This is a genomic window from Rhodococcus sp. 14C212 (assembly GCF_011058195.1).
Taxonomy (GTDB): Bacteria; Actinomycetota; Actinomycetes; order Mycobacteriales; family Mycobacteriaceae; genus Rhodococcus; species Rhodococcus aetherivorans.
On record NZ_JAALEH010000002.1, the window covers coordinates 85111 to 104364 of the forward strand.

The 19254-nt window shown below is 67.8% G+C and carries 20 protein-coding genes and 1 pseudogene; 10 read left to right on the plus strand and 11 right to left on the minus strand.

Annotated features, from left to right (window positions below; translation table 11 throughout):
* Positions 1-136: 136 nt before the first annotated feature.
* Positions 137-1387, plus strand: a complete 1251-nt coding sequence (locus tag G6038_RS01510; protein WP_165035559.1) for an IS256 family transposase — start codon at positions 137-139, stop codon at positions 1385-1387.
* A 197-nt stretch (positions 1388-1584) separates the two neighbouring features.
* Here the strand turns inward: G6038_RS01510 and G6038_RS01515 are convergent, their stop codons facing one another.
* The 6 genes from G6038_RS01515 to G6038_RS01540 form a co-directional block, all read right to left on the minus strand.
* The gene (locus tag G6038_RS01515; protein WP_165035560.1) at positions 1585-1881 is read right to left on the minus strand and encodes a Dabb family protein; all 297 of its coding nucleotides are present in this window, start codon (positions 1879-1881) and stop codon (positions 1585-1587) included.
* 62 nt (positions 1882-1943) lie between these two features.
* Positions 1944-2618, minus strand: a complete 675-nt coding sequence (locus tag G6038_RS01520; protein ID WP_165035561.1) for a CoA transferase subunit B — start codon at positions 2616-2618, stop codon at positions 1944-1946.
* Between the two features lies 1 nt (position 2619).
* Positions 2620-3405: a CoA transferase subunit A gene (locus tag G6038_RS01525; protein WP_165035562.1), complete on the minus strand. Its 786-nt coding sequence runs from the start codon at positions 3403-3405 to the stop codon at positions 2620-2622.
* 5 nt (positions 3406-3410) lie between these two features.
* Positions 3411-4334 carry a VOC family protein gene (locus G6038_RS01530; RefSeq protein ID WP_165035563.1) on the minus strand — a complete coding sequence of 308 codons (924 nt, stop codon included), beginning with the start codon at positions 4332-4334 and terminating at the stop codon, positions 3411-3413.
* 13 nt (positions 4335-4347) lie between these two features.
* Positions 4348-5220, minus strand: a complete 873-nt coding sequence (locus tag G6038_RS01535; RefSeq protein ID WP_165035564.1) for a fumarylacetoacetate hydrolase family protein — start codon at positions 5218-5220, stop codon at positions 4348-4350.
* Between the two features lie 47 nt (positions 5221-5267).
* Complete coding sequence (locus G6038_RS01540; RefSeq protein WP_165035565.1) at positions 5268-6881, minus strand: bifunctional 3-(3-hydroxy-phenyl)propionate/3-hydroxycinnamic acid hydroxylase; 1614 nt, start codon at positions 6879-6881, stop codon at positions 5268-5270.
* Between the two features lie 167 nt (positions 6882-7048).
* Between G6038_RS01540 and G6038_RS01545 the strand changes: the two genes are divergently transcribed.
* Complete coding sequence (locus tag G6038_RS01545) at positions 7049-7750, plus strand: FCD domain-containing protein (RefSeq protein WP_165035566.1); 702 nt, start codon at positions 7049-7051, stop codon at positions 7748-7750.
* Between the two features lie 31 nt (positions 7751-7781).
* A complete protein-coding gene (locus tag G6038_RS01550) occupies positions 7782-8753 on the plus strand; it encodes a zinc-binding dehydrogenase (RefSeq protein WP_165035567.1) in 972 nt (323 codons plus the stop codon).
* Between the two features lie 42 nt (positions 8754-8795).
* On the opposite strand, the gene G6038_RS31100 is transcribed toward G6038_RS01550, so the two are convergent.
* The 3 genes and pseudogenes from G6038_RS31100 to G6038_RS01560 form a co-directional block, all read right to left on the minus strand.
* Complete coding sequence (locus tag G6038_RS31100; RefSeq protein WP_346772725.1) at positions 8796-9383, minus strand: hypothetical protein; 588 nt, start codon at positions 9381-9383, stop codon at positions 8796-8798.
* A 377-nt stretch (positions 9384-9760) separates the two neighbouring features.
* Positions 9761-10000, minus strand: a pseudogene (locus tag G6038_RS31105) (acyl-CoA dehydrogenase family protein); the annotation flags it as partial.
* A gap of 195 nt (positions 10001-10195) precedes the next feature.
* Entirely contained in the window at positions 10196-10579 is a 384-nt protein-coding gene (locus G6038_RS01560; RefSeq protein WP_165035568.1) for a VOC family protein, read from the minus strand.
* A gap of 152 nt (positions 10580-10731) precedes the next feature.
* On the opposite strand from G6038_RS01560, the gene G6038_RS01565 reads away from it, so the two are divergent.
* Positions 10732-11190: a hypothetical protein gene (locus G6038_RS01565; RefSeq protein WP_165035569.1), complete on the plus strand. Its 459-nt coding sequence runs from the start codon at positions 10732-10734 to the stop codon at positions 11188-11190.
* Here the strand turns inward: G6038_RS01565 and G6038_RS01570 are convergent.
* Positions 11177-11476, minus strand: a complete 300-nt coding sequence (locus tag G6038_RS01570) for a protease inhibitor I42 family protein (protein WP_040271220.1) — start codon at positions 11474-11476, stop codon at positions 11177-11179. The two genes, G6038_RS01565 and G6038_RS01570, sit on opposite strands and share 14 nt — an antisense overlap.
* Before the next feature lie 143 nt (positions 11477-11619).
* Here G6038_RS01570 and G6038_RS01575 point away from each other — a divergent pair, with 143 nt between their 5' ends.
* The gene (locus tag G6038_RS01575; RefSeq protein ID WP_165035570.1) at positions 11620-12057 is read left to right on the plus strand and encodes an SRPBCC family protein; all 438 of its coding nucleotides are present in this window, start codon (positions 11620-11622) and stop codon (positions 12055-12057) included.
* 71 nt (positions 12058-12128) lie between these two features.
* Here the strand turns inward: G6038_RS01575 and G6038_RS01580 are convergent, their stop codons facing one another.
* Positions 12129-13949 carry an NAD(P)/FAD-dependent oxidoreductase gene (locus G6038_RS01580; RefSeq protein ID WP_165035571.1) on the minus strand — a complete coding sequence of 607 codons (1821 nt, stop codon included), beginning with the start codon at positions 13947-13949 and terminating at the stop codon, positions 12129-12131.
* Between the two features lie 183 nt (positions 13950-14132).
* Here G6038_RS01580 and G6038_RS01585 point away from each other — a divergent pair, with 183 nt between their 5' ends.
* From G6038_RS01585 to G6038_RS01605, 5 genes are read left to right on the plus strand one after another with little or no spacing between them, the layout of a single operon-like run.
* Positions 14133-15119, plus strand: a complete 987-nt coding sequence (locus tag G6038_RS01585) for a glycosyl hydrolase (protein WP_346772721.1) — start codon at positions 14133-14135, stop codon at positions 15117-15119.
* 1 nt (position 15120) lies between these two features.
* A complete protein-coding gene (locus G6038_RS01590; protein WP_165035572.1) occupies positions 15121-16362 on the plus strand; it encodes a SpoIIE family protein phosphatase in 1242 nt (413 codons plus the stop codon).
* Complete coding sequence (locus G6038_RS01595; protein ID WP_165035573.1) at positions 16359-18323, plus strand: glycosyltransferase; 1965 nt, start codon at positions 16359-16361, stop codon at positions 18321-18323. Before G6038_RS01590 ends, G6038_RS01595 begins: the two co-directional genes overlap by 4 nt.
* Positions 18320-18658: an STAS domain-containing protein gene (locus G6038_RS01600; RefSeq protein ID WP_165035574.1), complete on the plus strand. Its 339-nt coding sequence runs from the start codon at positions 18320-18322 to the stop codon at positions 18656-18658. Before G6038_RS01595 ends, G6038_RS01600 begins: the two co-directional genes overlap by 4 nt.
* Positions 18648-19073, plus strand: coding sequence for an ATP-binding protein (locus tag G6038_RS01605; protein WP_165035575.1), 426 nt, complete (start codon positions 18648-18650; stop codon positions 19071-19073). The genes G6038_RS01600 and G6038_RS01605 overlap by 11 nt, the downstream gene beginning before the upstream one ends.
* Positions 19074-19254: the final 181 nt, after the last annotated feature.

Below are 19254 nucleotides of genomic sequence, written 5' to 3' on the forward strand. Positions count from 1 at the left end.
CCGCCACCACCCGCATTCCCGCGCGACCGTCACCGCCTCAATACAGCCCTGTATCCGGCCGAGGGACTGTCTGAACAACGGTGGATCCGGGTTGGCCTGACACGCCGAGCAGCGCGCTTGGCGGGAGGGAACGACCATGACGGAAACACTGGAGCCCATGGCGGACGAGGTGGAGCAGCAGCAGCTTGCGCAGCAACTCCTGGCCCAGGCCAAGGAGCAGGGAATCGAGCTGATGGGCCCGAACGGGCTGCTGGGGCAGTTGACGAAGAACGTGCTCGAAACCGCGCTGGACGCGGAGATGACCGAGCACCTCGGCTACGAGAAGCACGACCCGGCCGGCCGTGGTAGCGGCAACTCCCGCAACGGCACCAGGTCGAAGACGGTGCTGACCGAGATCGGCCCGGTCGAGATCGAGGTCCCCCGGGACACCGAGTCGAGTTTCGAGCCGAAGATCGTGCGCAAACGGCAGCGCCGGCTGACCGGGATCGACGAGATCGTGCTCTCGCTCAGCGCCAAGGGCTTGACCACCGGGGAGATCTCGGCACACTTCCAGGACATCTACGGGGCCTCGGTGTCGAAGGACACCATCTCCCGCATCACCGACAAGGTGCTCGAGGAGATGACCGAGTGGCAGAACCGGCCGCTGGACCGGGTGTATCCGGTGGTGTTCATCGATGCCATCCACGTCAAGATCCGCGACGGGCAGGTCACCAACCCGCCGATCTACGTCGCGATCGGGGTGACCGTCAACGGCAAGCGCGACATCTTGGGGCTGTGGGCCGGGGACGGCGGTGAGGGCGCGAAGTTCTGGCTGGCGGTGCTCACCGAGATCAAGAACCGCGGGGTCGCCGATGTGTGCATCGTCGTGTGCGACGGGTTGAAGGGTCTGCCGGAGGCGATCAACACCGTGTGGGAACTCGCTGTGGTGCAAACTTGCGTTATCCACTTGATCCGCAACACTTTTCGATTCGCACCACGGCAGCATTGGGACGAGATGTCGCGGGATCTCAAACCGGTGTACACCGCCCCGACGGAGGCCGCAGCCAAGGAACGATTCGTCGAGTTCTCCACCAAGTGGGGACCGAAGTACCCGGCGATCGTCCGGCTGTGGGACAACGCGTGGAGCGAGTTCGTCCCGTTCCTCGACTACGACGTCGAGATCCGACGCGTGATCTGCTCGACGAACGCGATCGAGTCGGTCAATGCCCGCTACCGGCGTGCGATCCGGGCCCGTGGGCACTTCCCGACCGAGCAGGCCGCCCTCGAGTGCCTCTATCTCGCGACCCGAGCGCTGGACCCGACCGGTCGGGGTAGGGCACGATGGGCGACGAGGTGGAAGCCTGCCTTGAACGCCTTCGCGATCACTTTCGAAGGACGCATCAACTAACCGATGCCAGGCCGGATCCACCGTTTATCGGACACTCCCCCGGCCGATATGCAGGCCTTACGTAAGCTAGCCGAGGCATGAAGTGACAATCTGCAGTCTCCGAGTGAGCGGCACGCCGCCTGTTGACGCCATCGCGGATCCGGCGCAGATCCGGGGTGGGCCGGGGCGAGGATCGATGCATTGCTGTCTCGGCCGGGTCAGGGCACCGGGAACTGCACCGATGACTTGGCGGCGACGAAACTCGCGAACTCGGTGTTGACGCGTTGGTGCTGTGGATCGGTCATGTAGTCGCTGAGTGCCTGTTGGTCACGGAAGACGGCGGCGACGGCGTAGTCCGCGTTTCCCGGCCGCAGGCGCAGGTCGGCACCGTGGTGGTAGGACTCGATACCCGAGCAGGAGTGGGAGACGGCCTCGAGCGCGCGGGAGAGCGCGTCGATCGTCTCTGATGTGGTGTTCGCGGTGAAGCTGAAGGTCACCACGTGGGCGATAGGCATGACCGGTGGTTCTTTCTGGGAGTGGCCGGGTTCGGCAGTGCGGTCGGGCTGCGACAGTGTTCTCAGGCGGGTTGAGCTTCGAGGTGGTGCAGCGGGGCGCCGGTGGCTGCGCGCACCTGCTCTTCGCTGACACCGGGTGCGCACTCGCGCAGCACCAGGCCGTCGTCGGTCACGTCGATCACGGCGAGGTCGGTGATGATCCGCTGCACCACACCCTCCCCCGTGAGCGGCAGCGAGCACTCCGAGACGATCTTGGGGTTGCCCTGCTTGTCGGTGTGTTCCATCAGCACGATGACCGTGCGAGCCCCATGGACGAGATCCATCGCCCCGCCCATGCCCTTGACCATCTTGCCCGGCACCATCCAGTTCGCCAGATCCCCCGTGGCCGAGACCTCCATGCCACCGAGCACCGCGGTGTCGATGTGCCCCCCGCGGATCATGCCGAAGCTCAGCGCCGAGTCGAAGAACGCCGCACCCGGGGTGACCGTCACCGTCTCCTTGCCCGCGTTGATCAGGTCCGGATCGACCGCGTCCTCGGTCGGGTACGGCCCCGTCCCCAGGATCCCGTTCTCACTGTGCAGGGTGACCTTCACGCCCTCGCGCAGGTAGTTGGGAATCAGCGTCGGCAGGCCGATTCCGAGGTTGACGTACTCCCCCGGCGACAGCTCCTGAGCAGCCCGGGCCGCCATCTGTGTGCGCGACCAGCCGACGGTCTGTGTGTCCACACTCACGGTCATCTCAGGCACCCTTTCCGGCCGACACGGTCCGCTTCTCGATCTGCTTGTCCTGCACCCCGGTGTGCACGATCCGGTTGACGAAGATCCCCGGCAGGTGTACTTCGCCCGGATCGATCTCGCCCGGCTCCACCAGCTCCTCGACCTGCGCGATACAGATCCGGCCGGCCATCGCGGCGAGCGGGTTGAAGTTCATCGCGGCCTTGTTGAACACCAGGTTGCCCTCGGTGTCGCCCTTGAGCGCGTGCACCAGCGAGAAGTCCGCCGTGATCGATTCCTCGAGCACGTACCGCTTGCCGCGGAATTCGCGGATCTCCTTCGGCGGGGATGCCGCCGCAACGGATCCGTCGGCGTTGTATCGCCACGGCAGGCCGCCCTGCGAGATCGGTGTCCCTACCCCGGCGGGGGTGAAGAAGGCGGGAATGCCCGCGCCGCCGGCCCGCAGCTTCTCCGCGAGGGTTCCCTGGGGCGTCAGCTCCACCTCGAGTTCACCCGACAGGTACTGCCGCGCGAATTCCTTGTTCTCCCCCACATACGACGAGATCATCCGCCGGATCTTGCCTGCGGTGAGCAACAGGTCCAGTCCGTGGCGCGCGCTGCCGCAGTTGTTCGAGAAGATCTCGAATCCGCTGACGTCACGGTCGGCGAGTGCGGCGATCAATACGTCGGGCACGCCGACGACTCCGAAACCTCCCACGGCCAGGGCCGCTCCCGACGGGATGTCTGCGACCGCCTCGATGGCGGAGGCGACCGCCTTACCGGCGTGCAGCGGGGTGAGATGATCGGTCACGCGGGTCAGCCTTTGCTCGAGTGCGCGCCGGTCATGAGGGCGGCGAGGTCTTCGGGTTCGAGGAACGACGGCGGCAGGGGCGGTCCCCACGAGTACAGGCCGGCCAGCCCGTGGAGCACCTCCGGGGTCCACACCTCGTCTTCGGGGATGCAGTCCATATCGGAGTAGTACTCGGAGTAATTGCCGGCGGGATCGCGCAGGTACCAGAAGAAGTTCGAGCCGGCGTAATGCCGTCCCAGGCCCCAGGCGTGCCGTTCCGGATGTCCTTCGAGCATTCCGTATCCGCCGCGTCCGACTTCGTCGATGTCGTCGACCTGCCAGCTGGTGTGGTGCAGGAAGTTCACCGGCGAGGCCTGGACGAGCACGTTGTGGTGATCGGTGGAGCAGCGCATGAAGGCGGCCGTGTCCCCGACGTAATCGCTGACCTTGAACCCGAGGCCTTCGGTGAAGAACCTCCGCGTCGTCTCGTAGTCGACACTGCCGAGCACGGCGTGGCCGAGCTTGCGGGGACGGACCGGCTCGGTGCGCGAGGAGAAGGGCGCGCGGCCGATGCGGTCGATCCGTCCGGGCCCGTTGTACGGGGTGGCCGGTACCGGGGGCACGACGATGCGCGAGCGTACCGCGACACGCACTCGGGTGCCGGTGGCCGGTTCCACGGCCACCAGAGAAGACTCTTCGTGCACCACCGGTACGCCGAGCTGGGCCAGTCGCCGGGCGATGGACGCGATGTCGTCGGGGTCGTCCGCAGCGACCTCGAGTTCGACCAGCCGACGGATCGGTGCATGGACGATCTCGAGTTGCTCGCCACCATTCTGGGTGGCGAAGATGCCGCCACCGCGGTGGTCGAGCCCGAATTCGGTGTAGTAGGAGATGTTTTCGTCCACATTGGGCACACCGATGGTGACTTTGCCCAGTCCGTGCAATGCCATGACAGTTCTCCTCTTACTTCGCGGCGGGAGCGGCGACGAACCGCTGGTGCAGTTCGCCGATGCCTTCGATCCAGCTGTCGAGGGTTTCGCCGGGCTGCAGGAACCGCTTCGGGGTGCGGCCACCGCCGACGCCGGCAGGGGTACCGGTGAAGATGACGTCGCCCGGGTACAAGGTGACGGTTTGCGAGAGGGCGGCGATCAGCTTGCCGACCGGGAAGATCAGCTCGCGGGTGCGGCCCTTCTGCATCTCTTCGCCGTCGATGCTGCAGCCGAGCTCCAGATCGCTCGGATCGGCGAACTCGTCCGGGGTGACCAGCCACGGACCCTGCGGGGAGAATCCGGGGAACGACTTTCCGAGTCCGAATTGCGGTGCGGGTCCGCGCAACTGGGTGACTCGTTCGGAGATGTCCTGCCCGACGGTCAATCCGGCCACGTGGTCCCAGGCATCCTGCTCGGCGATCTGGAAGCCTTCGCGGCCGATGATCGCCACGAGTTCGATTTCCCAGTCGACGTTGCCGCCGGCGGGAATGGTGACCTCGGTGTCCGGACCGGAGAAGCTCGAGACGTACTTGGTGAAGACCGGCGGGAGCTGGCTCGGCGCCTCGAAGCCGGATTCGGCGGCGTGAGCGGAGTAGTTCAGGCCGACCGCGAAAACCTGGCGCGGGGCCGGGGACGGCGCCGCGAGCGCTGCCCGCTGCACCGGGGTGGTCTGCTCCGTCGAATCCACATCCGAAGCCCAGGAGCGGAACTCGTCCCAGGTGTTGTAGATCGACGGCAGGTCCGGACCGAACCGGCCATCGCTCGCAGTGGCGATATCGAAGGCGTGCTCGGCACCGCGCTCTCCGACGATCAGAGCGGCGCGACCGGCAAGGTTGGCAATACGCATGAGAGGTATCTCCTGAAATTGTGTAGGGAACTCGGGGCGGTGAGGGGTCAGGCTGTCGGAACAGGGGTGGCGGCAGAGATCGGAGCGAGGACGGCGTGGTACTCGTCGACAAGGTCGGTGAGCCGCTCCGGGGTGGCAGCGGTGCCGAAGACGTAGTGGTCGGGCCGGAGCAGTACGCCGACGATCTGCTGGTCGGCGAACCAGCGCGACCATGCGTGAGTGGAATCCTCGAGATCGCAGCCTTCCGCCGCGATCGAGAACACTCGCACGTTCGCCGCATCGAGTAGGGACCGATGCGTTTCGCCGATCCGGGCAGCAACCGCGGCGTCGGACGTCAGCAGAACCGCGCCGTAGCCGACGACGTCGTCGAGCAGTGCGGGGTGCCCGCCGGCAGTTTCCACCGGGAACTGCGGAGCATGGGTTCCCGCGAGTCCGGCGAGGCCCTCGGCCGTGGCCACGATCCCCGACCCCAGGACCGGCTGCTCGGTGATGGGCAGAACCTTGGCCGGATCTGCTCCCCCGGCGAGCATGCGGGCGTCACGTTCGGCAGCCAGCTCCGGGTCCAGGACGCAGATGACATTGCCGAGGGCCACCGACATCGCGATTGCGTACTGCAGGTGTCGCGTCCGTTCGGAGGTGTAGCTGTCGAGCAGTGCCGGGCGGGACCGGCCGCTCAGGACACGGTCGAGCTTCCAGGACAGGTTCGCCGCGTCGCGCATGCCCGAGCACATGCCCTGGCCTGCGAACGGATGCATCTGGTGGGCGGCATCGCCGGCCAGAAGCAGTCGGCCCTTGTTCCACGCGTCGGCCCACCGGGCACCGAAGGTGTAGACCGCGTGCCGCTCGAGATCGGTGTTTTCCGGGGTTCGCCCCCAGGCTGCGAGCAACTCCCACGCCTTGGCGGGGTCGTTGAGGCAGTCGCGTGTTTCCCCCGGCAGTCGCATGAACTCCCAGCGTCGCCGTCCCGGTCCGCCGGACACCACGGTGGTGGGTCGCGCCGGATCGCACATCTGCCAGTTCTGCGGCACCGGGTCTACGTCGTCCCAGCCCGGCGGTGCCCAGTCGGCGTCGTCGTGGGGCTTCGTGTCCACCACCAGCCAGTCGAAGAAGAATCCCCGGTCGACCATGGAGACACCCATGCGCTGGCGGACGAAGCTGTTCGCGCCGTCGCATCCGACCACGTATCGGGCTCGGACCTGGCGTTGCTTGGTCACCGCGCTGGTGTAGGTGACCAGCACGTCGTCGTCGGTTTCGTGGATCTGCACCACCTCGGCGCCGCGCCGCAGCCGCACGTTGGGCATGGCGGTCACCGCGTCGGCGAGCACCTGTTCGAGCTCGGGTTGGGAGAAGAAGGACGTGCCCCACCCGCATGGGCGCTCGAGCTCCCACGGGATCTTCACCAGTGTCCGGCCTTGGGCGTTGCGCCACTCGTACGAGTCGCGCACCGGCTCGGAGATGGCCTTGACCTCGTCGCTCAGGCCCATGGACTGGAAGGCGCGTCCGATCTCGTCGTCGAAGACCACGGCCCGGGGCAAACCGTAGGGCTCGGGCCAGCGTTCGAGGATCACCACGTCGTGACCTTGCAGGCCCAGCAGCCGTCCGACGGCCAAGCCCACCGGGCCGGCTCCGACCACGACCACATCGTGCAGTTCAGGCTGCATTGCCGAGGTCCTCTCGTTTGGAAGGGGAATGGTGCGGATCACCCACACACCAATTAAGCATGTTGAATATGCTTAATACTGTGACGTGATCTGGGTCTCATGTCAAGGGGTCTGAGAGAATCAGGCATGGTGAATTGCGATCGAGTACGAAAGAGCAGGTGGAGGGCATGAACACCCCCCAGCCGGACCTGCAGGTGCGAGGGTCACTGACCCGGCCGGAGCAGGCCGCCCTCGCGATCGGCCGTCTCGCCGAGAGCGCCGAGCCCGGCGCGCGCCTCGGCACCAAGCAGGAACTACAAGAGCGCTGCGGGGTTTCGAAAGGAACCTTCAACGAGGCCCTGCGTTTGCTGCAGGCGCGGGGCCTGATCACCGTCCGCTCAGGTCCGGGCGGAGGCCTGTTTGCCGCAGAGCCCACACCTGCCGTGCGGATCGGCAACGCCATTTTGGCCCTCGATCGAACGGAAACCTCCGTCGACGACGCGGTACGGATCCGCAGCGCACTGGATCCCCTGTTGATCGACGACGCCATCCAGTTCGCCGGCCGCGCCGACATCGCCCGTATGCGGCAAGCACTCGACGAGATGAGCCGATCGGTCGAGACCGAAGACGTGCTGACCTTCCTGCGCGCGAATTGGGATCTGCACGCGGCCATCGCACGCACCAGCCCCAGTCGGGTACTTCGATCGGTCTATCTCAGCCTGCTCGACGTGCTTGCCTCGCATACTGTTTCAGCGGAACCTGTCGAAGGTCGGACCCTGGCGGAAGTGCTCGCCGAACGTTTGGTGCTGCATTCCGATCTCGTCGAAGCGCTCGCAGGCAAAGACCTTTCGCGCGCCCAGGAACTTATCGCTGTCCACAATCAGCGCTGACTCCATCCAGCCCTCCAGAAGGAGCCATTACGTGCAGGCAGCAGTTGTCCATCAGTGGGGCGGTCCCGAGCAACTCGTCCTCGAAACCGTGGCCGATCCCACCCCCAGCCCGGGCCATGCCGTCGTCGAGCTCAAAGCCAGTGCCGTCAATTGGCACGACATCCTCGTCCGTCGCTCCGGCCGCGGATTCCCGATTCCTCGCATCCTCGGCATCGACGGTGCCGGCATCCGGCGCGACACCGGTGAGGAAGTGCTCATCTATCCTGGGTTGAACTGGGGCGACAACCCCGCTGCCCCGTCGGCACAGTTCTCGATCCTCGGTGACGAAACCGACGGCACCTACGCCGAACTCGTCTGCGTACCTGCCGCCAACCTCTTCCCCAAACCTGGCTACCTCAGCTGGGAGGAAGCCGCGGCGCTGCCGGTCGGTGCGCTGACCGCATACCGCGCGATCGTTACCCGGGCCGGCCTGTGCCCCGGCGACACCGTTCTCGTCCTCGGCGCCGGCAGCGGCGTGTCCACCTTCTCGATCATGATCGCCGCCACCCTCGGCGCCACTGTGCTGGTCACCTCCTCGAGTACGGACAAGATCGAGCGGGTTCGCGAGCTCGGTGCCACGGACGGAGTGCTCTACACCGACCCGAACTGGCCCCAGCAGATCATCGACGCGACAGGTGGCGTCGATGTCGTCGTCGACGGTGTCGGCGCCAACCTCGACCAGTCCCTTTCCTGCCTCAAACCCGGCGGCCGTGTCGTCGTCTTCGGGGCGACCGCAGGCACAGTCGGGAACATCGACATCCCTTCCCTCTACTTCGGGCAGCACACCATCCTCGGATCGACTCTCGGCACCCGAGATGAGTTCGGCGGGATGCTCTCGCTGTTCGATGCCCATGGTCTCCACCCGGTGATCGACTCCGTACGTCCTCTGACCGATGTCCGTGCCGCCCACGAACGCATCGAAAGCCGTGCCCACTTCGGCAAGCTGGTCCTGTCCATCGACTGAGGACGGAGTTCGGTGATCTCGGCCGGGGCATGCAGCGTTTCGTCAGATCAGCGGGGTCACCTGCTCATCGACGTTGAGCAGCGCTCGTCCATATGCCTCCGCACTGATGGACGGGTTGACCACGGCATGACGCGATCCGGTCTCGAGATCGCGCCACTTGAGCTGCAGCGGGCTGCCTTCGGCGAAACTGCCCGCGCCCTGCACACTGAGCAACAAATCCATCGCCTCGCGTGCACGTGTCGCCACGACGCCGACGTCCATCCGCACCCGGGCCCGGCTCAGGACATCGGGATACTCGGCACCGCGAGCTGCCGCATCGATATCGGCGGCGGCGCGGAAGCAGTGCAGTTCGGCGGTGTCCACGAGCGATGCCGCCTGTGCCATGTCGAGCTGCGTCGAGCCCGAATCGTTGGCCTTGTCATAGAAGGTGTAGGAGATTCCCCGACCCTTGGCAAGAGATGCCTTGACGAAGTCCAGTGCCCCCTTCGCGAGTCCCAGCCGGGGCCGGCCAGCACCAATGCCAGAACCGGGACGAACGAGGACCGGTACAGTGCCTCTTCCGTGTGCTCGGTGGGGTAGTTGCCCTCGATCGCCTGGGTCACCGAGAGAATCCGGTGGGCCGGCACGAATACCTCGTCGGCGATCAACGTATTACTGCCGGTGCCGCGCATGCCGGCCACATACCAGGTGTCCTCGAGGGAGAGCTCGCTCATCGGGATCAACGCGATCCCCTGATCGACCTGCAAACCGTCCTCATCGACGACGGGCACACCGAGAACCGCCCATTGCGCGTGCAGGCTGCCCGAAGCGAACCCCCACTTCCCGCTGACCACGAGACCTCCGTCGACGGCCTTGCACGTCGCGTTGGGGGCAATGACGCCACACACCCGGGCATCGGGATCGGATTCGAAAACGTCGGGCTGTGCCCGATCCGGGTACAGCCCGACGAGCCATCCACCCACGTTGAGCAGCGTGGCTACCCACGCGGTCGAACCACAGGACTGGGCCAGAGTGGACGTCACCTTCAGGAAGGTGGTGAAGTCCGCCTCGTGACCACCGAAGCGTTTCGGCACGGCCAACTTGAACAGACCCGACGCGGCAAGCGCGTCGATGTTCTCTTGCGGAATACGGCGGTCGGCATCTGCACGAGCAGCGTTGGAACGAAGAAGTTCGGCCAAGTCCTCGGCACGCCAGTGAGCTACTGGGATACGACATCGCAACCAGACGATACGAACTGCACACAGCATTGCGACTGATAGCGAGATTCGGTCCCCAGCACCTGCTCACCCGCACGGACCAGTCCCCCGGCGACCGATAACAGTGACACTCCGATCACCGCACCGACCAACCGGGCCGCCGTACTTGTCGCACCTATTTCTCCCGAGTCATGGAAAGTGTCTCGAGTCATGGAAAGTTCTCGAAAGCGACGACCTCGGAGTGCGTTACGAGTCGCGCCTGGACTCCCACAACCCGATCACGTTCCCCTCGGTGTCGGAGAAGTACGCCGCGAACCCCATGTCGCCGACGGGCATACGTCCCGTCACTGTCTTCCCGCCGAGCGATTCGATCCTCTGCAGCGCGGCGTCGATGTCCTCGACGTCGACGGTCACGACGGGATTCTTCAGCTCGTCGCGTCGGAACATGCCCCCGTTGATGTACCCGGGTTCGGTGGAGGTGCCGGTCTCGTCGACGGGACCGGTGGTGACGAGGGTGTAGTCCATGCCGGGGACGTCCGCGAGCGACCATCCGAACGCGTCGCGATAGAAGGACCGGGCGCGGTCACCGTCGTCGTAGGGGAGCTCGAAGTGCACGATGCGTCCTGCCATGGCGTTCGCCTCCTGTGCGACCGGAACGACCGGATTTCAGCGTAGCCTCCGAACGGGTGTACTCGCCCGATCGTGGCCGATCCGCGCTAAGCCGCAGCTAAGCGCGACCGGGTTTGCTCGACGATGACGATACGGGCGAGCGAGGAAGAACGATGGACGAGAGCACGTTGGCCACGCATTTTCGGGCGGTGCTGCAGTTGACGCGGACGCAGGTCGAGGTACTGGAGGCGCGTCGTCGACGCACCTGCGACCCGGTGGAGCTCGGTGGGCTTCGCCACCAACTCGAGTACGCGCTCGGCTACCGGGACGCCCTGGAACAGGCCCTCTGGGAGGGCGGCGCGCCGCCCGAGCGCCCGTCGGCGCGGGCCGCGCGCCTGAGTCGCTGCGTGGAGCAGATCGCGACGTCCGGTGGCCGGCGCCAGGTGGCGGTCCTGGAACGGGTCCTGCACGAGCAGCTGGTGGACCGCACCCGCGCCCTCGCCCGGCTCACCGCGGCAAGCGACCATCGCCCGGTGCACTACTGGGCACGGCGCTACCTGGCGCACTGCCGGAGCCTGGGCGACCCACAACCGGCTGGGGGCGACGAGCGGTGGTCCGTCAGGTCACGGTGACGGTCATGCTCCGCTCGTCCGCCGACATGTGCTCGGCCCGCTGCAGCTGCAGCGACACCGGCCAGGTGCCGGGCCGCTTGGCGCGCAGGTAGAGGATGCGCTCGCTGCCGGCTCCGGGCAGCGGATTCCGGGACGGCACGAATCGCACGTCGCTGAGCAGCAGCCCTTTGCCGATGTGGGTCGGGCACCAGGTGTAGTCGCGGGAGGTGTTCTCCGGCAGGTGCAGTTCGATGGTGTCGCCCACGGCGACCTGCAGGTCCCGGGGTCCGGTGGTCACGTGCCTCATTGGACCAGGGTACGGCGGTTTTGTGATCTATGTCACTATCGGGAGCGATCCGGGGGACTCGTTCGTCGGAACACGTGTCGTGGGTCCGCGAGGCGGGTATCCGGAACACCGGCATGGGAATCGACCAGGAAGTGGGAAGGCATATGGCCGCATCGGTGTCAGACGAGTTCGAGATCGAGGCGACGCCCGAGCAGGTGATGCGCGCGTTGACCGACATCGAGCGCATCCCGGAATGGTCGTCCTCCCACAAGGACGTGCAGGTCGAATCCCGACACGACGACGGCCGGCCCCGCGTCGTGCGCATGACGCTCGCACTGTTCGGCATCTCGGACACACAGGTGATCGAGCACGAGTGGACCGAGGAGTCCACCTCGTGGACGCTGCTCGAGAGCGAGATGCAGCACTCCCAGGACGGCGAGTATCTCCTGACCCGCACCGAGCGCGGGACGCGCGTGCGGGTGACGATGTCCACCGACCCGAAGATCCCGGTGCCGGGCTTCATGCTCAGGCAGGGCCAGAAACACGCGGTGAAGACGATCCGCAAGGGTCTGACCGAGTTCGTCCTGCGGCACTACGCCTGACCCGGCACCATGCCCCGGCACGCCGAGCCGCCGGCGCGTCGTGCGCGCCGGCGGCTCGTCGCTTCCCGGGATCAGCTCAGGTGGTGGACCTCCTGAAGCCCGTACACCGGCGTCGGGATCCCCTCGTGCCGGGCCTTGAGCTGCAGCGCCAGGTACAGCGAGTAGTGCCGGGACTGGTGCAGGTTGCCGCCGTGGAACCACAGCCCTTCCTGCCGGGTGGGCTTCCACATGTTGCGCTGCTCACCCTCCCACGGGCCGGGGTCCTTGGTGGTGTCCGAGCCCAGGCCCCAGCACTTGCCGACCTTGTCGGCGACGTCCTGGCCGATCAGATCCGCCGCCCAGCCGTTCATCGAGCCGTAGCCGGTCGCGTAGACCACCAGGTCGGCCTCGAGCTCGGTGCCGTCCTCGAGGATCACGCTGTTCTCGGTGAGCTCGCGGACGCCGCCGTGGGCCAGCTTGATCTCGCCGTCGGCGACGAGTTCGGCGGCGCCGACGTCGATGTAGTAGCCGGACCCGCGGCGCAGGTACTTCATGAACAACCCGGAGCCGTCGTCACCGAAGTCGAGCATGAACCCGGCCTTCTCGAGCCGGGCGTAGAAGTCGGCGTCGCGCTCACGGATCGCGTTGTAGACCGGGATCTGGAACTCGTGCATGATCCGGTACGGCAGGGACGCGAACGTCAGGTCGGCCTTGGCCGTCGTCATCCCCGCGGCCAGGGCCCGCTCGGAGTACAGGTCGCCGAGGCCGAGGTCCATCAGTGAGTCGGACTTGACGATGTGCGTCGACGAGCGCTGCACCATCGTCACGTCGGCGCCGACCTCCCACAGCGCGGCGCAGATGTCGTGCGCCGAGTTGTTCGCGCCGATCACCACGGCCTTCTTGCCCGCATACGCGTCCGGTCCGGGGTGGTGGCTGGAGTGGTGCTGGTCGCCGCGGAACCTGTCCATGCCGGGGAAGGTCGGGATGTTGGGCTTGCCGGACATGCCGGTGGCGAGTACCAGTTGCTTCGGCCTCAGCACGAGGGGTTCGCCGTCGCGGACCACGTTCACGGTCCACTCGCCGGTCGCCTCGTCGTAGGACGCCGAGGTGCACGTGGTCTTGGACCAGTAGGGCACCTCCATGACCTTGGTGTACATCTCGAGCCAGTCACCGATCTTGTCCTTGGGCGCGAACACCGGCCAGTTCTCGGGGAACGGCATGTACGGCAGGTGGTCGTACCAGACGGGATCGTGCAGGCACAGCGACTTGTAGCGGCCGCGCCACTGGTCGCCGGGCCGGTCGTGCTTGTCGAGCACGAGCGCGGGCACGCCGAGCTGGCGCAGACGGGCGCCGAGGGCGATTCCGCCCTGGCCGCCGCCGACGATCACGACGTACGGCTGGGTGGTGTAACCGAGTTCGCGCTCCTCGGCCTCGCGCTTCTCGGACCAGGTGACGCGGTTGCGGTCGGCGCCGTGCTGCACACCCTTGGGCCGGCGGACACCCTTGCTCTCCTCGTGCTCCTTCAGCTCCTGCATCGTGGTCAGCAGGGTCCAGGCACCCTCGTCCTTCAGCCGCAGGTGCCCGACGCCGCGGCCGACCGCGGTCTCGAAGGCGATCCAGGCGCTGACGACGCCGCCGTCCTCGGTGGGCGGCTCGGTGGTGCGGAACCCGCTCGGGTCGGCGTCGTGCAGCCGCGCGCGGAGCATGTCGGCGACGCCTTCCCGGCCCTCGACGGTCTTGAGGTTCCAGGTGAAGGCGACCAGGTCGCGCCAGAAGCTGTCGGTGGCGAACATGCCCGCGGCGGCCTCGACGTCCCGCGCGGCCAGCGCGGCCTCGAAGTCGGCCAGCCAGGCGTCGACCCGTTCCTGCGGTCCGGCGAGCGCGGCGTCGGGTGGGGTCAGTGTGTCGGTCATTGCGTGCTCCTCGTCCTGAACGGCTTGTGACTCAGAGCACACCGCACGGGGGGTGGGTGCGGCCAGCGTTGCATCGTGTTGCACACGGCCGACGGATCCGGGAACCCCGCATCGACGCGGGTCGTCTCGCATCGAGAAGCCGCAAACCCGGCGGCGGTTCGTCCGGGATGCGAGGGTGGAACGGTGAGAAGCGGACATGCTCGCCCGGCGTCGGTCGCGGCGGGTCTCGCCGTCGCGGTGTCGGCGGCCGTGGGATGCGCGCCGGCCGTCGACTGCGGCGCCGTGGTCACGCCGCTGCACGAGCCGGTGGGCGCGTGCCTGCGATTCGGCGTGAGTACGCCCGGCGGCCCGACCGCCGTCGACGAGTTCGAACGGGTCGCCGAGATCGCGGGCACTCCCCCGACCGTGGTGCTGTCGTTCTCCGACTTCGCCTCACCGCCGCCCGTCGCCGGACTCGCCGCGGTACGGCGGCTGGGCGCCGACCCGATCGTCACGTGGGAGCCGTGGCGCTGGCTCGGCGACGGACGGTACGAGCGCAGCGAGTTCACGATGGCGTCGATCGCGGCGGGCGTGCACGACGACTACCTCTACCGCTGGGCCGACGAGCTCGCCGCGTGGGGTTCGACCGTCTACCTGCGTTTCGCGCACGAGCCGAACGGGACCTGGTACCCCTGGAGTCCGACCGGGGGGACACCGCCGCACGTCTACGTCGCAGCGTGGCGTCATGTGCACGAGTTGTTCGCGTCGAAAGAGGTGGCCAACGTGAAATGGGTGTGGGCTCCGAACGTCTCGTTCGAGGGCAGCAGCGCGATCGCGGACCTGTACCCGGGGGCGGAGTACGTCGACGTGGTCGGGGTCGACGGGTACAACTGGGGCGCCACGCAGCCGTGGAGCCGCTGGACCTCGCCGCGGGAGCTGTTCGAGGAGACCCTCGACGAACTCGGCCGGATCGCGCCGGGCAAGCCGATCGCGGTCACCGAGGTGGGCAGCACCGACGTCGGCGGTTCGAAGCCGGACTGGGTAGGCGACCTGATCGCCTTCCTCGACGACCGCACGGACGTGGCGGCGTTCGTCTGGTTCGATCACGACAAGGAAACCGACTGGCGGCTGGCGAGCACCCCGGAATCGGCTGCCGCGCTGGCGGAAGCCTTGCAGAGGGGGCAGCGCTGACATGACGACCGACACCTCGCACATTCCCGACGACCTCGAGGACGAGCGCGTGCGCGACCTCGAACGGCTCGAGGTCCTCGACACGCCGCCGGAGGACCGGTTCGACCACATCACCCGCATGGCCCGGCACGTGTTCGGGGTGCCCATGGCGAGTGTGGCGCTGCTCGACCGGGACCGGCTCTGGTTCAAGTCCCTCCAGGGGCTCGACCTCGTGCAGGTGCCGCGCGAGGAGAGCATGTGCAAGACCACGATTGCGCGCATCTACCGCCACCCCGGTGATCCGACGCTGATCGTGGAGGACGCCTCCGCCGATCCCCGGTTCGCCGGCATTCCCGGGGTCGGCGGCGACGACGGCGTCCGCTTCTACGCGGGTTACCCGTTGTACGGTCCGGCGGGTCATCCCGTCGGCACGTTCTGCATCTACGACACCGAGCCGCGGACACTCGAACCCGACCAGCTCGACGCGTTCGCCGAACTCGCCGAATGGGCGCAGCGGGAACTGCAGCGCGCCGACGAACTCGATCGCGCCGCCGCGATGCAGTCCCAGCTGCTCCCGCGACCGTTGACCGGGCTGCCCGGATACGAGGTGCAGGCCGTGTGCATTCCGGCGTTCGTGGTCGGCGGCGACTTCTACGACCACTATCTGTTGCGCGGCGGACTGGTCGTCACCGTCGCCGACGTGATGGGCAAGGGCCTCGGCGCGGCGATCCTGTCCTCGGCGGTGCGCTCCACGTTCCGCGGCGCATCCCGGGTGATGGAGCGGTTCAGCCACGCCGAGGCGTGCAGCGTCCTGGACACGGGCGCCGCGTTGAGCGCCGCGGCCGAGAACCTCACGGACGACTGCGAGCACACCGGCACCTTCGTCACCGTGTTCCATGCCGCCGTCGAGTTCGCGAGCGGGTCGGTGGACTACGTCGACGCCGGGCACGGCTTGGCCGCGATCCGCCGCACGGACGGCTCCGTGGCGCCGCTGGCGGGCACCGGGCTACCCGTCGGCGTGCTCCGCGAGACATCGTGGCAGGCGCAGTGCACGCGCCTCGAACCCGGTGACACGCTGGTGATCTGCTCCGACGGGCTGCTCGACCTGCTCGACGAGCACAGCGACCGGGCGGCCCTGTACCGGTTCGTGGCCGAACATGCGACGCCGCACGACCTGACCCGGGCGGCGCGGGCACTGGCCGAAGGGAACGCACCGATGGACGACGTCACCGTCGTTGCCGTCCGTCGCTGCGAGGACGCGTGAGTGCGACCGGCGCGGACCGCTACTCGTCGCCGGGCCTGCGGATCCTGATCGCCGCGACGGTGCTGCTCGGCGTGAACTACGTGGTGTGGCGCTGGCTGTTCTCCGTCAACTGGTCCGCGTGGTGGATCGCGGTGCCGCTCGTCGTCGCCGAGACGTACAGCCTCGTCGACTCGATGCTGTTCGGGCTCACGATGTGGCGGTGGCGCCGGCGGGCCGCGCCGCCGGCACCGCCCGACGGGCTGACCGTCGACGTCTTCATCACCACCTACAACGAGCCGGTCGACCTGGTGATCGGGACCGCCGAGGCGGCGGCACGCATCCGGTATCCGCACGAGACGTGGATCCTCGACGACGGGGAGCGGCCCGAATTGGAGCGCGCCGCAGCCGAACTCGGGGTCCGGTACATGACGCGGGCGGCCAGCTGGACGAACAAGCCCCGCCACGCCAAGGCGGGCAACCTCAACAACGCCCTGTTGCACACTCACGGCGAGTTCATCCTCGTCCTCGACGCCGACCAGGTGCCCGACCCGGAGATCCTGCACCGCGCCCTCGGCTACTTCGAGGACGAGCGGACGGCCCTCGTGCAGACACCGCAGTACTTCGTCAACGTGCCGGAGTCCGACCCGCTGGGCAGCCAGGCCCCGCTGTTCTACGGTCCGATCCAGCAGGGCAAGGACGGCTGGAACGCCGCATTCTTCTGCGGCTCGAACGCGATCCTGCGCCGCGAGGCGCTGATGCAGCTGGGCATCACCGGCTACGTCCGTGCCGTCGAGGAGGGCGTGGTGCGGGCGCTGCGCACGGCCGGCAAGGTGCTCGACCGGGCGCGATCCGAGCTCGGCGCGAACCAGCCGGAGGTTCTCGCCGCCCTCGATTCGGTGCGGGTGGCCGTGCGCACAGCCCGCGCGGCGGTCCGGCAGGGACAGCCGCTCGCCGAGGTGACCTACCGGTTCCAGCAGAGCGTGGACGAGGCCGCGCGTGCCGTGGTCGACGCGGACGCCGGATCGATCCGCGCAGACCTGGAGGCGATCGCCGCCCTGACCGCCACCCCCGGGTCCGACGCCGACGGAGTTCTGCTCGACGAGACGACGTTGTCGCGCCTCGCCGACCGCGAGTGGTCGCCGCTCGGGGCGCTCGAGTCGATCCGCACGATGATCCGCGCCGTCGACGTCAGCCGCGACGACGAGGCGGAGCCGACGCTGGCGCTGGCGACGATCTCCGTGACCGAGGACATGGCCACGTCGATGCGCCTGCACGGGATGGGCTGGAAGTCGGTCTATCACCACGAGGTGCTGGCGCACGGTCTCGCTCCCGAGGACGTGGGCACGATGCTCACCCAGCGGCTGCGCTGGGCGCAGGGCACGATCCAGGTGATGCTGCGCGAGAATCCGCTCGTGCAGCGGGGATTGACGATCCCGCAGCGGCTGATGTACTGGGCGACGATGTGGAGCTACCTCGCGGGCTTCGCGGCCGTCGCCTACATCGCCGCGCCGGTGATCTACCTGATCTTCGGAGTCCTGCCCGTGCAGGCCTACAGCTGGGACTTCTTCGGCCGGCTCGTCCCGTTCCTGCTGTTGAACCAGCTGCTGTTCGCCGTGGTCGGTCGGGGCACCCCGACCTGGCGGGGGCAGCAGTACAGTCTGGCGCTGTTCCCGGTGTGGATCAAGGCGTGCTGGACGGCATTTCGCAACGTGTACCTGCACAAGCCCCTCGACTTCGCGGTGACCCCGAAGACGCGGCAGGGCCGCGCCACGCGCCCGTGGGGCAAGGTGCGATATCAGATCGCGGCGATGGCGCTGCTGGTGATCGCGTCGGCGGTGGGCGTGGTGCGCTTGTATCTGGGCGCGAGTTCGGTGCTCGGCGTCGGCGTCAACCTGTTCTGGGTGCTGTTCGACCTGGCGATCCTGAGTGTGGTGATACCGGCTGTCCGCTACCGCGGTCCCGACATGGAAGGAAGACGATGACGCACTTCGCAACCCGCACCACCGGCTCGGACGTGGTGGTGGTCCGGCCCGAGGGCCGGCTGAACATGGTCGCCGCACCGCGGCTGCGGGAACAGCTGCGCGGCCTCGTCGAGGGCGGGTCCGCCCGCGTCGTCGTCGACCTGGGCGCCACCGAGTTCATCGACTCGTCGGGGCTCGGGGCCCTGGTGTCGGGGCTCAAGGCCGCCCGGCAAGCCGGCGGGGATCTGCGGCTGGCGTCGCCTACGGCGCAGGTGCGCAGTGTGCTGTCGCTGACGAGCCTCGACCGCGTGCTGCGCACGTACGACTCCGCGGATGCCGCGTTCGATGGCGACTGACCCCGGCGCCCGAGCCTGGGCCCTGACGACTGTCACGGGCGCCGACACCCTCACCGGCGTGCACGCGCTGATCGAGGAGATGATGTCCGCGGGGCGGGTGGAGGACGCAGATCGCTTCCAGTTCGAGATCGCGGTGGCCGAGATCGCCGCCAACATCGTCGAGCATGCAGGCGACGGGGATCCGGTCACGATGCGGCTGGAGCTGCGCCTGTGCTCGGACCGGATCGAGGCCTGCTTCCACGACGACGGCCGGCCCGCGCGCGTCGACCTCGAGACGGTCCGGATGCCCGGGGACATGGCCGAGCGGGGCCGCGGGCTGGCGATCGCCCTCGCGGCGCTGGACGAGTTGTCCTACCGCAGGCGGGACGCCACCAACCGGTGGATCCTCGTGCGGCAACGGTCCGACCCGGCATAGCCGCGCACCGGTCCTCCTGGGCCGGCCGCCGGTCACGCGACCGGCCCGGCGTCCGCACTCGCCCCGGCGACCGAGATGCCGACTTTGTCCGGACGGCGTCCGTTAACTTCCCGTTAAGCCGGTCCGCGCGCGGCCACCCGGACCGCAGGAAAACCCCAGGCCGTGGGCGCACATCTGCCGT

What these genes read in the sequence shown, in the direction of transcription:
- G6038_RS01510 (WP_165035559.1), top strand. Translation starts at nt 137, where the DNA reads ATGACGGAAACACTGGAGCCCATGGCGGACGAGGTGGAGCAGCAGCAG.
- G6038_RS01515 (WP_165035560.1), bottom strand. Translation starts at nt 1,881, where the DNA reads ATGCCTATCGCCCACGTGGTGACCTTCAGCTTCACCGCGAACACCACA.
- G6038_RS01520 (WP_165035561.1), bottom strand. Translation starts at nt 2,618, where the DNA reads ATGACCGTGAGTGTGGACACACAGACCGTCGGCTGGTCGCGCACACAG.
- G6038_RS01530 (WP_165035563.1), bottom strand. Translation starts at nt 4,334, where the DNA reads ATGGCATTGCACGGACTGGGCAAAGTCACCATCGGTGTGCCCAATGTG.
- G6038_RS01535 (WP_165035564.1), bottom strand. Translation starts at nt 5,220, where the DNA reads ATGCGTATTGCCAACCTTGCCGGTCGCGCCGCTCTGATCGTCGGAGAG.
- G6038_RS01540 (WP_165035565.1), bottom strand. Translation starts at nt 6,881, where the DNA reads ATGCAGCCTGAACTGCACGATGTGGTCGTGGTCGGAGCCGGCCCGGTG.
- G6038_RS01545 (WP_165035566.1), top strand. Translation starts at nt 7,049, where the DNA reads ATGAACACCCCCCAGCCGGACCTGCAGGTGCGAGGGTCACTGACCCGG.
- G6038_RS01560 (WP_165035568.1), bottom strand. Translation starts at nt 10,579, where the DNA reads ATGGCAGGACGCATCGTGCACTTCGAGCTCCCCTACGACGACGGTGAC.
- G6038_RS01565 (WP_165035569.1), top strand. Translation starts at nt 10,732, where the DNA reads ATGGACGAGAGCACGTTGGCCACGCATTTTCGGGCGGTGCTGCAGTTG.
- G6038_RS01570 (WP_040271220.1), bottom strand. Translation starts at nt 11,476, where the DNA reads ATGAGGCACGTGACCACCGGACCCCGGGACCTGCAGGTCGCCGTGGGC.
- G6038_RS01575 (WP_165035570.1), top strand. Translation starts at nt 11,620, where the DNA reads ATGGCCGCATCGGTGTCAGACGAGTTCGAGATCGAGGCGACGCCCGAG.
- G6038_RS01580 (WP_165035571.1), bottom strand. Translation starts at nt 13,949, where the DNA reads ATGACCGACACACTGACCCCACCCGACGCCGCGCTCGCCGGACCGCAG.
- G6038_RS01590 (WP_165035572.1), top strand. Translation starts at nt 15,121, where the DNA reads ATGACGACCGACACCTCGCACATTCCCGACGACCTCGAGGACGAGCGC.
- G6038_RS01600 (WP_165035574.1), top strand. Translation starts at nt 18,320, where the DNA reads ATGACGCACTTCGCAACCCGCACCACCGGCTCGGACGTGGTGGTGGTC.
- G6038_RS01605 (WP_165035575.1), top strand. Translation starts at nt 18,648, where the DNA reads ATGGCGACTGACCCCGGCGCCCGAGCCTGGGCCCTGACGACTGTCACG.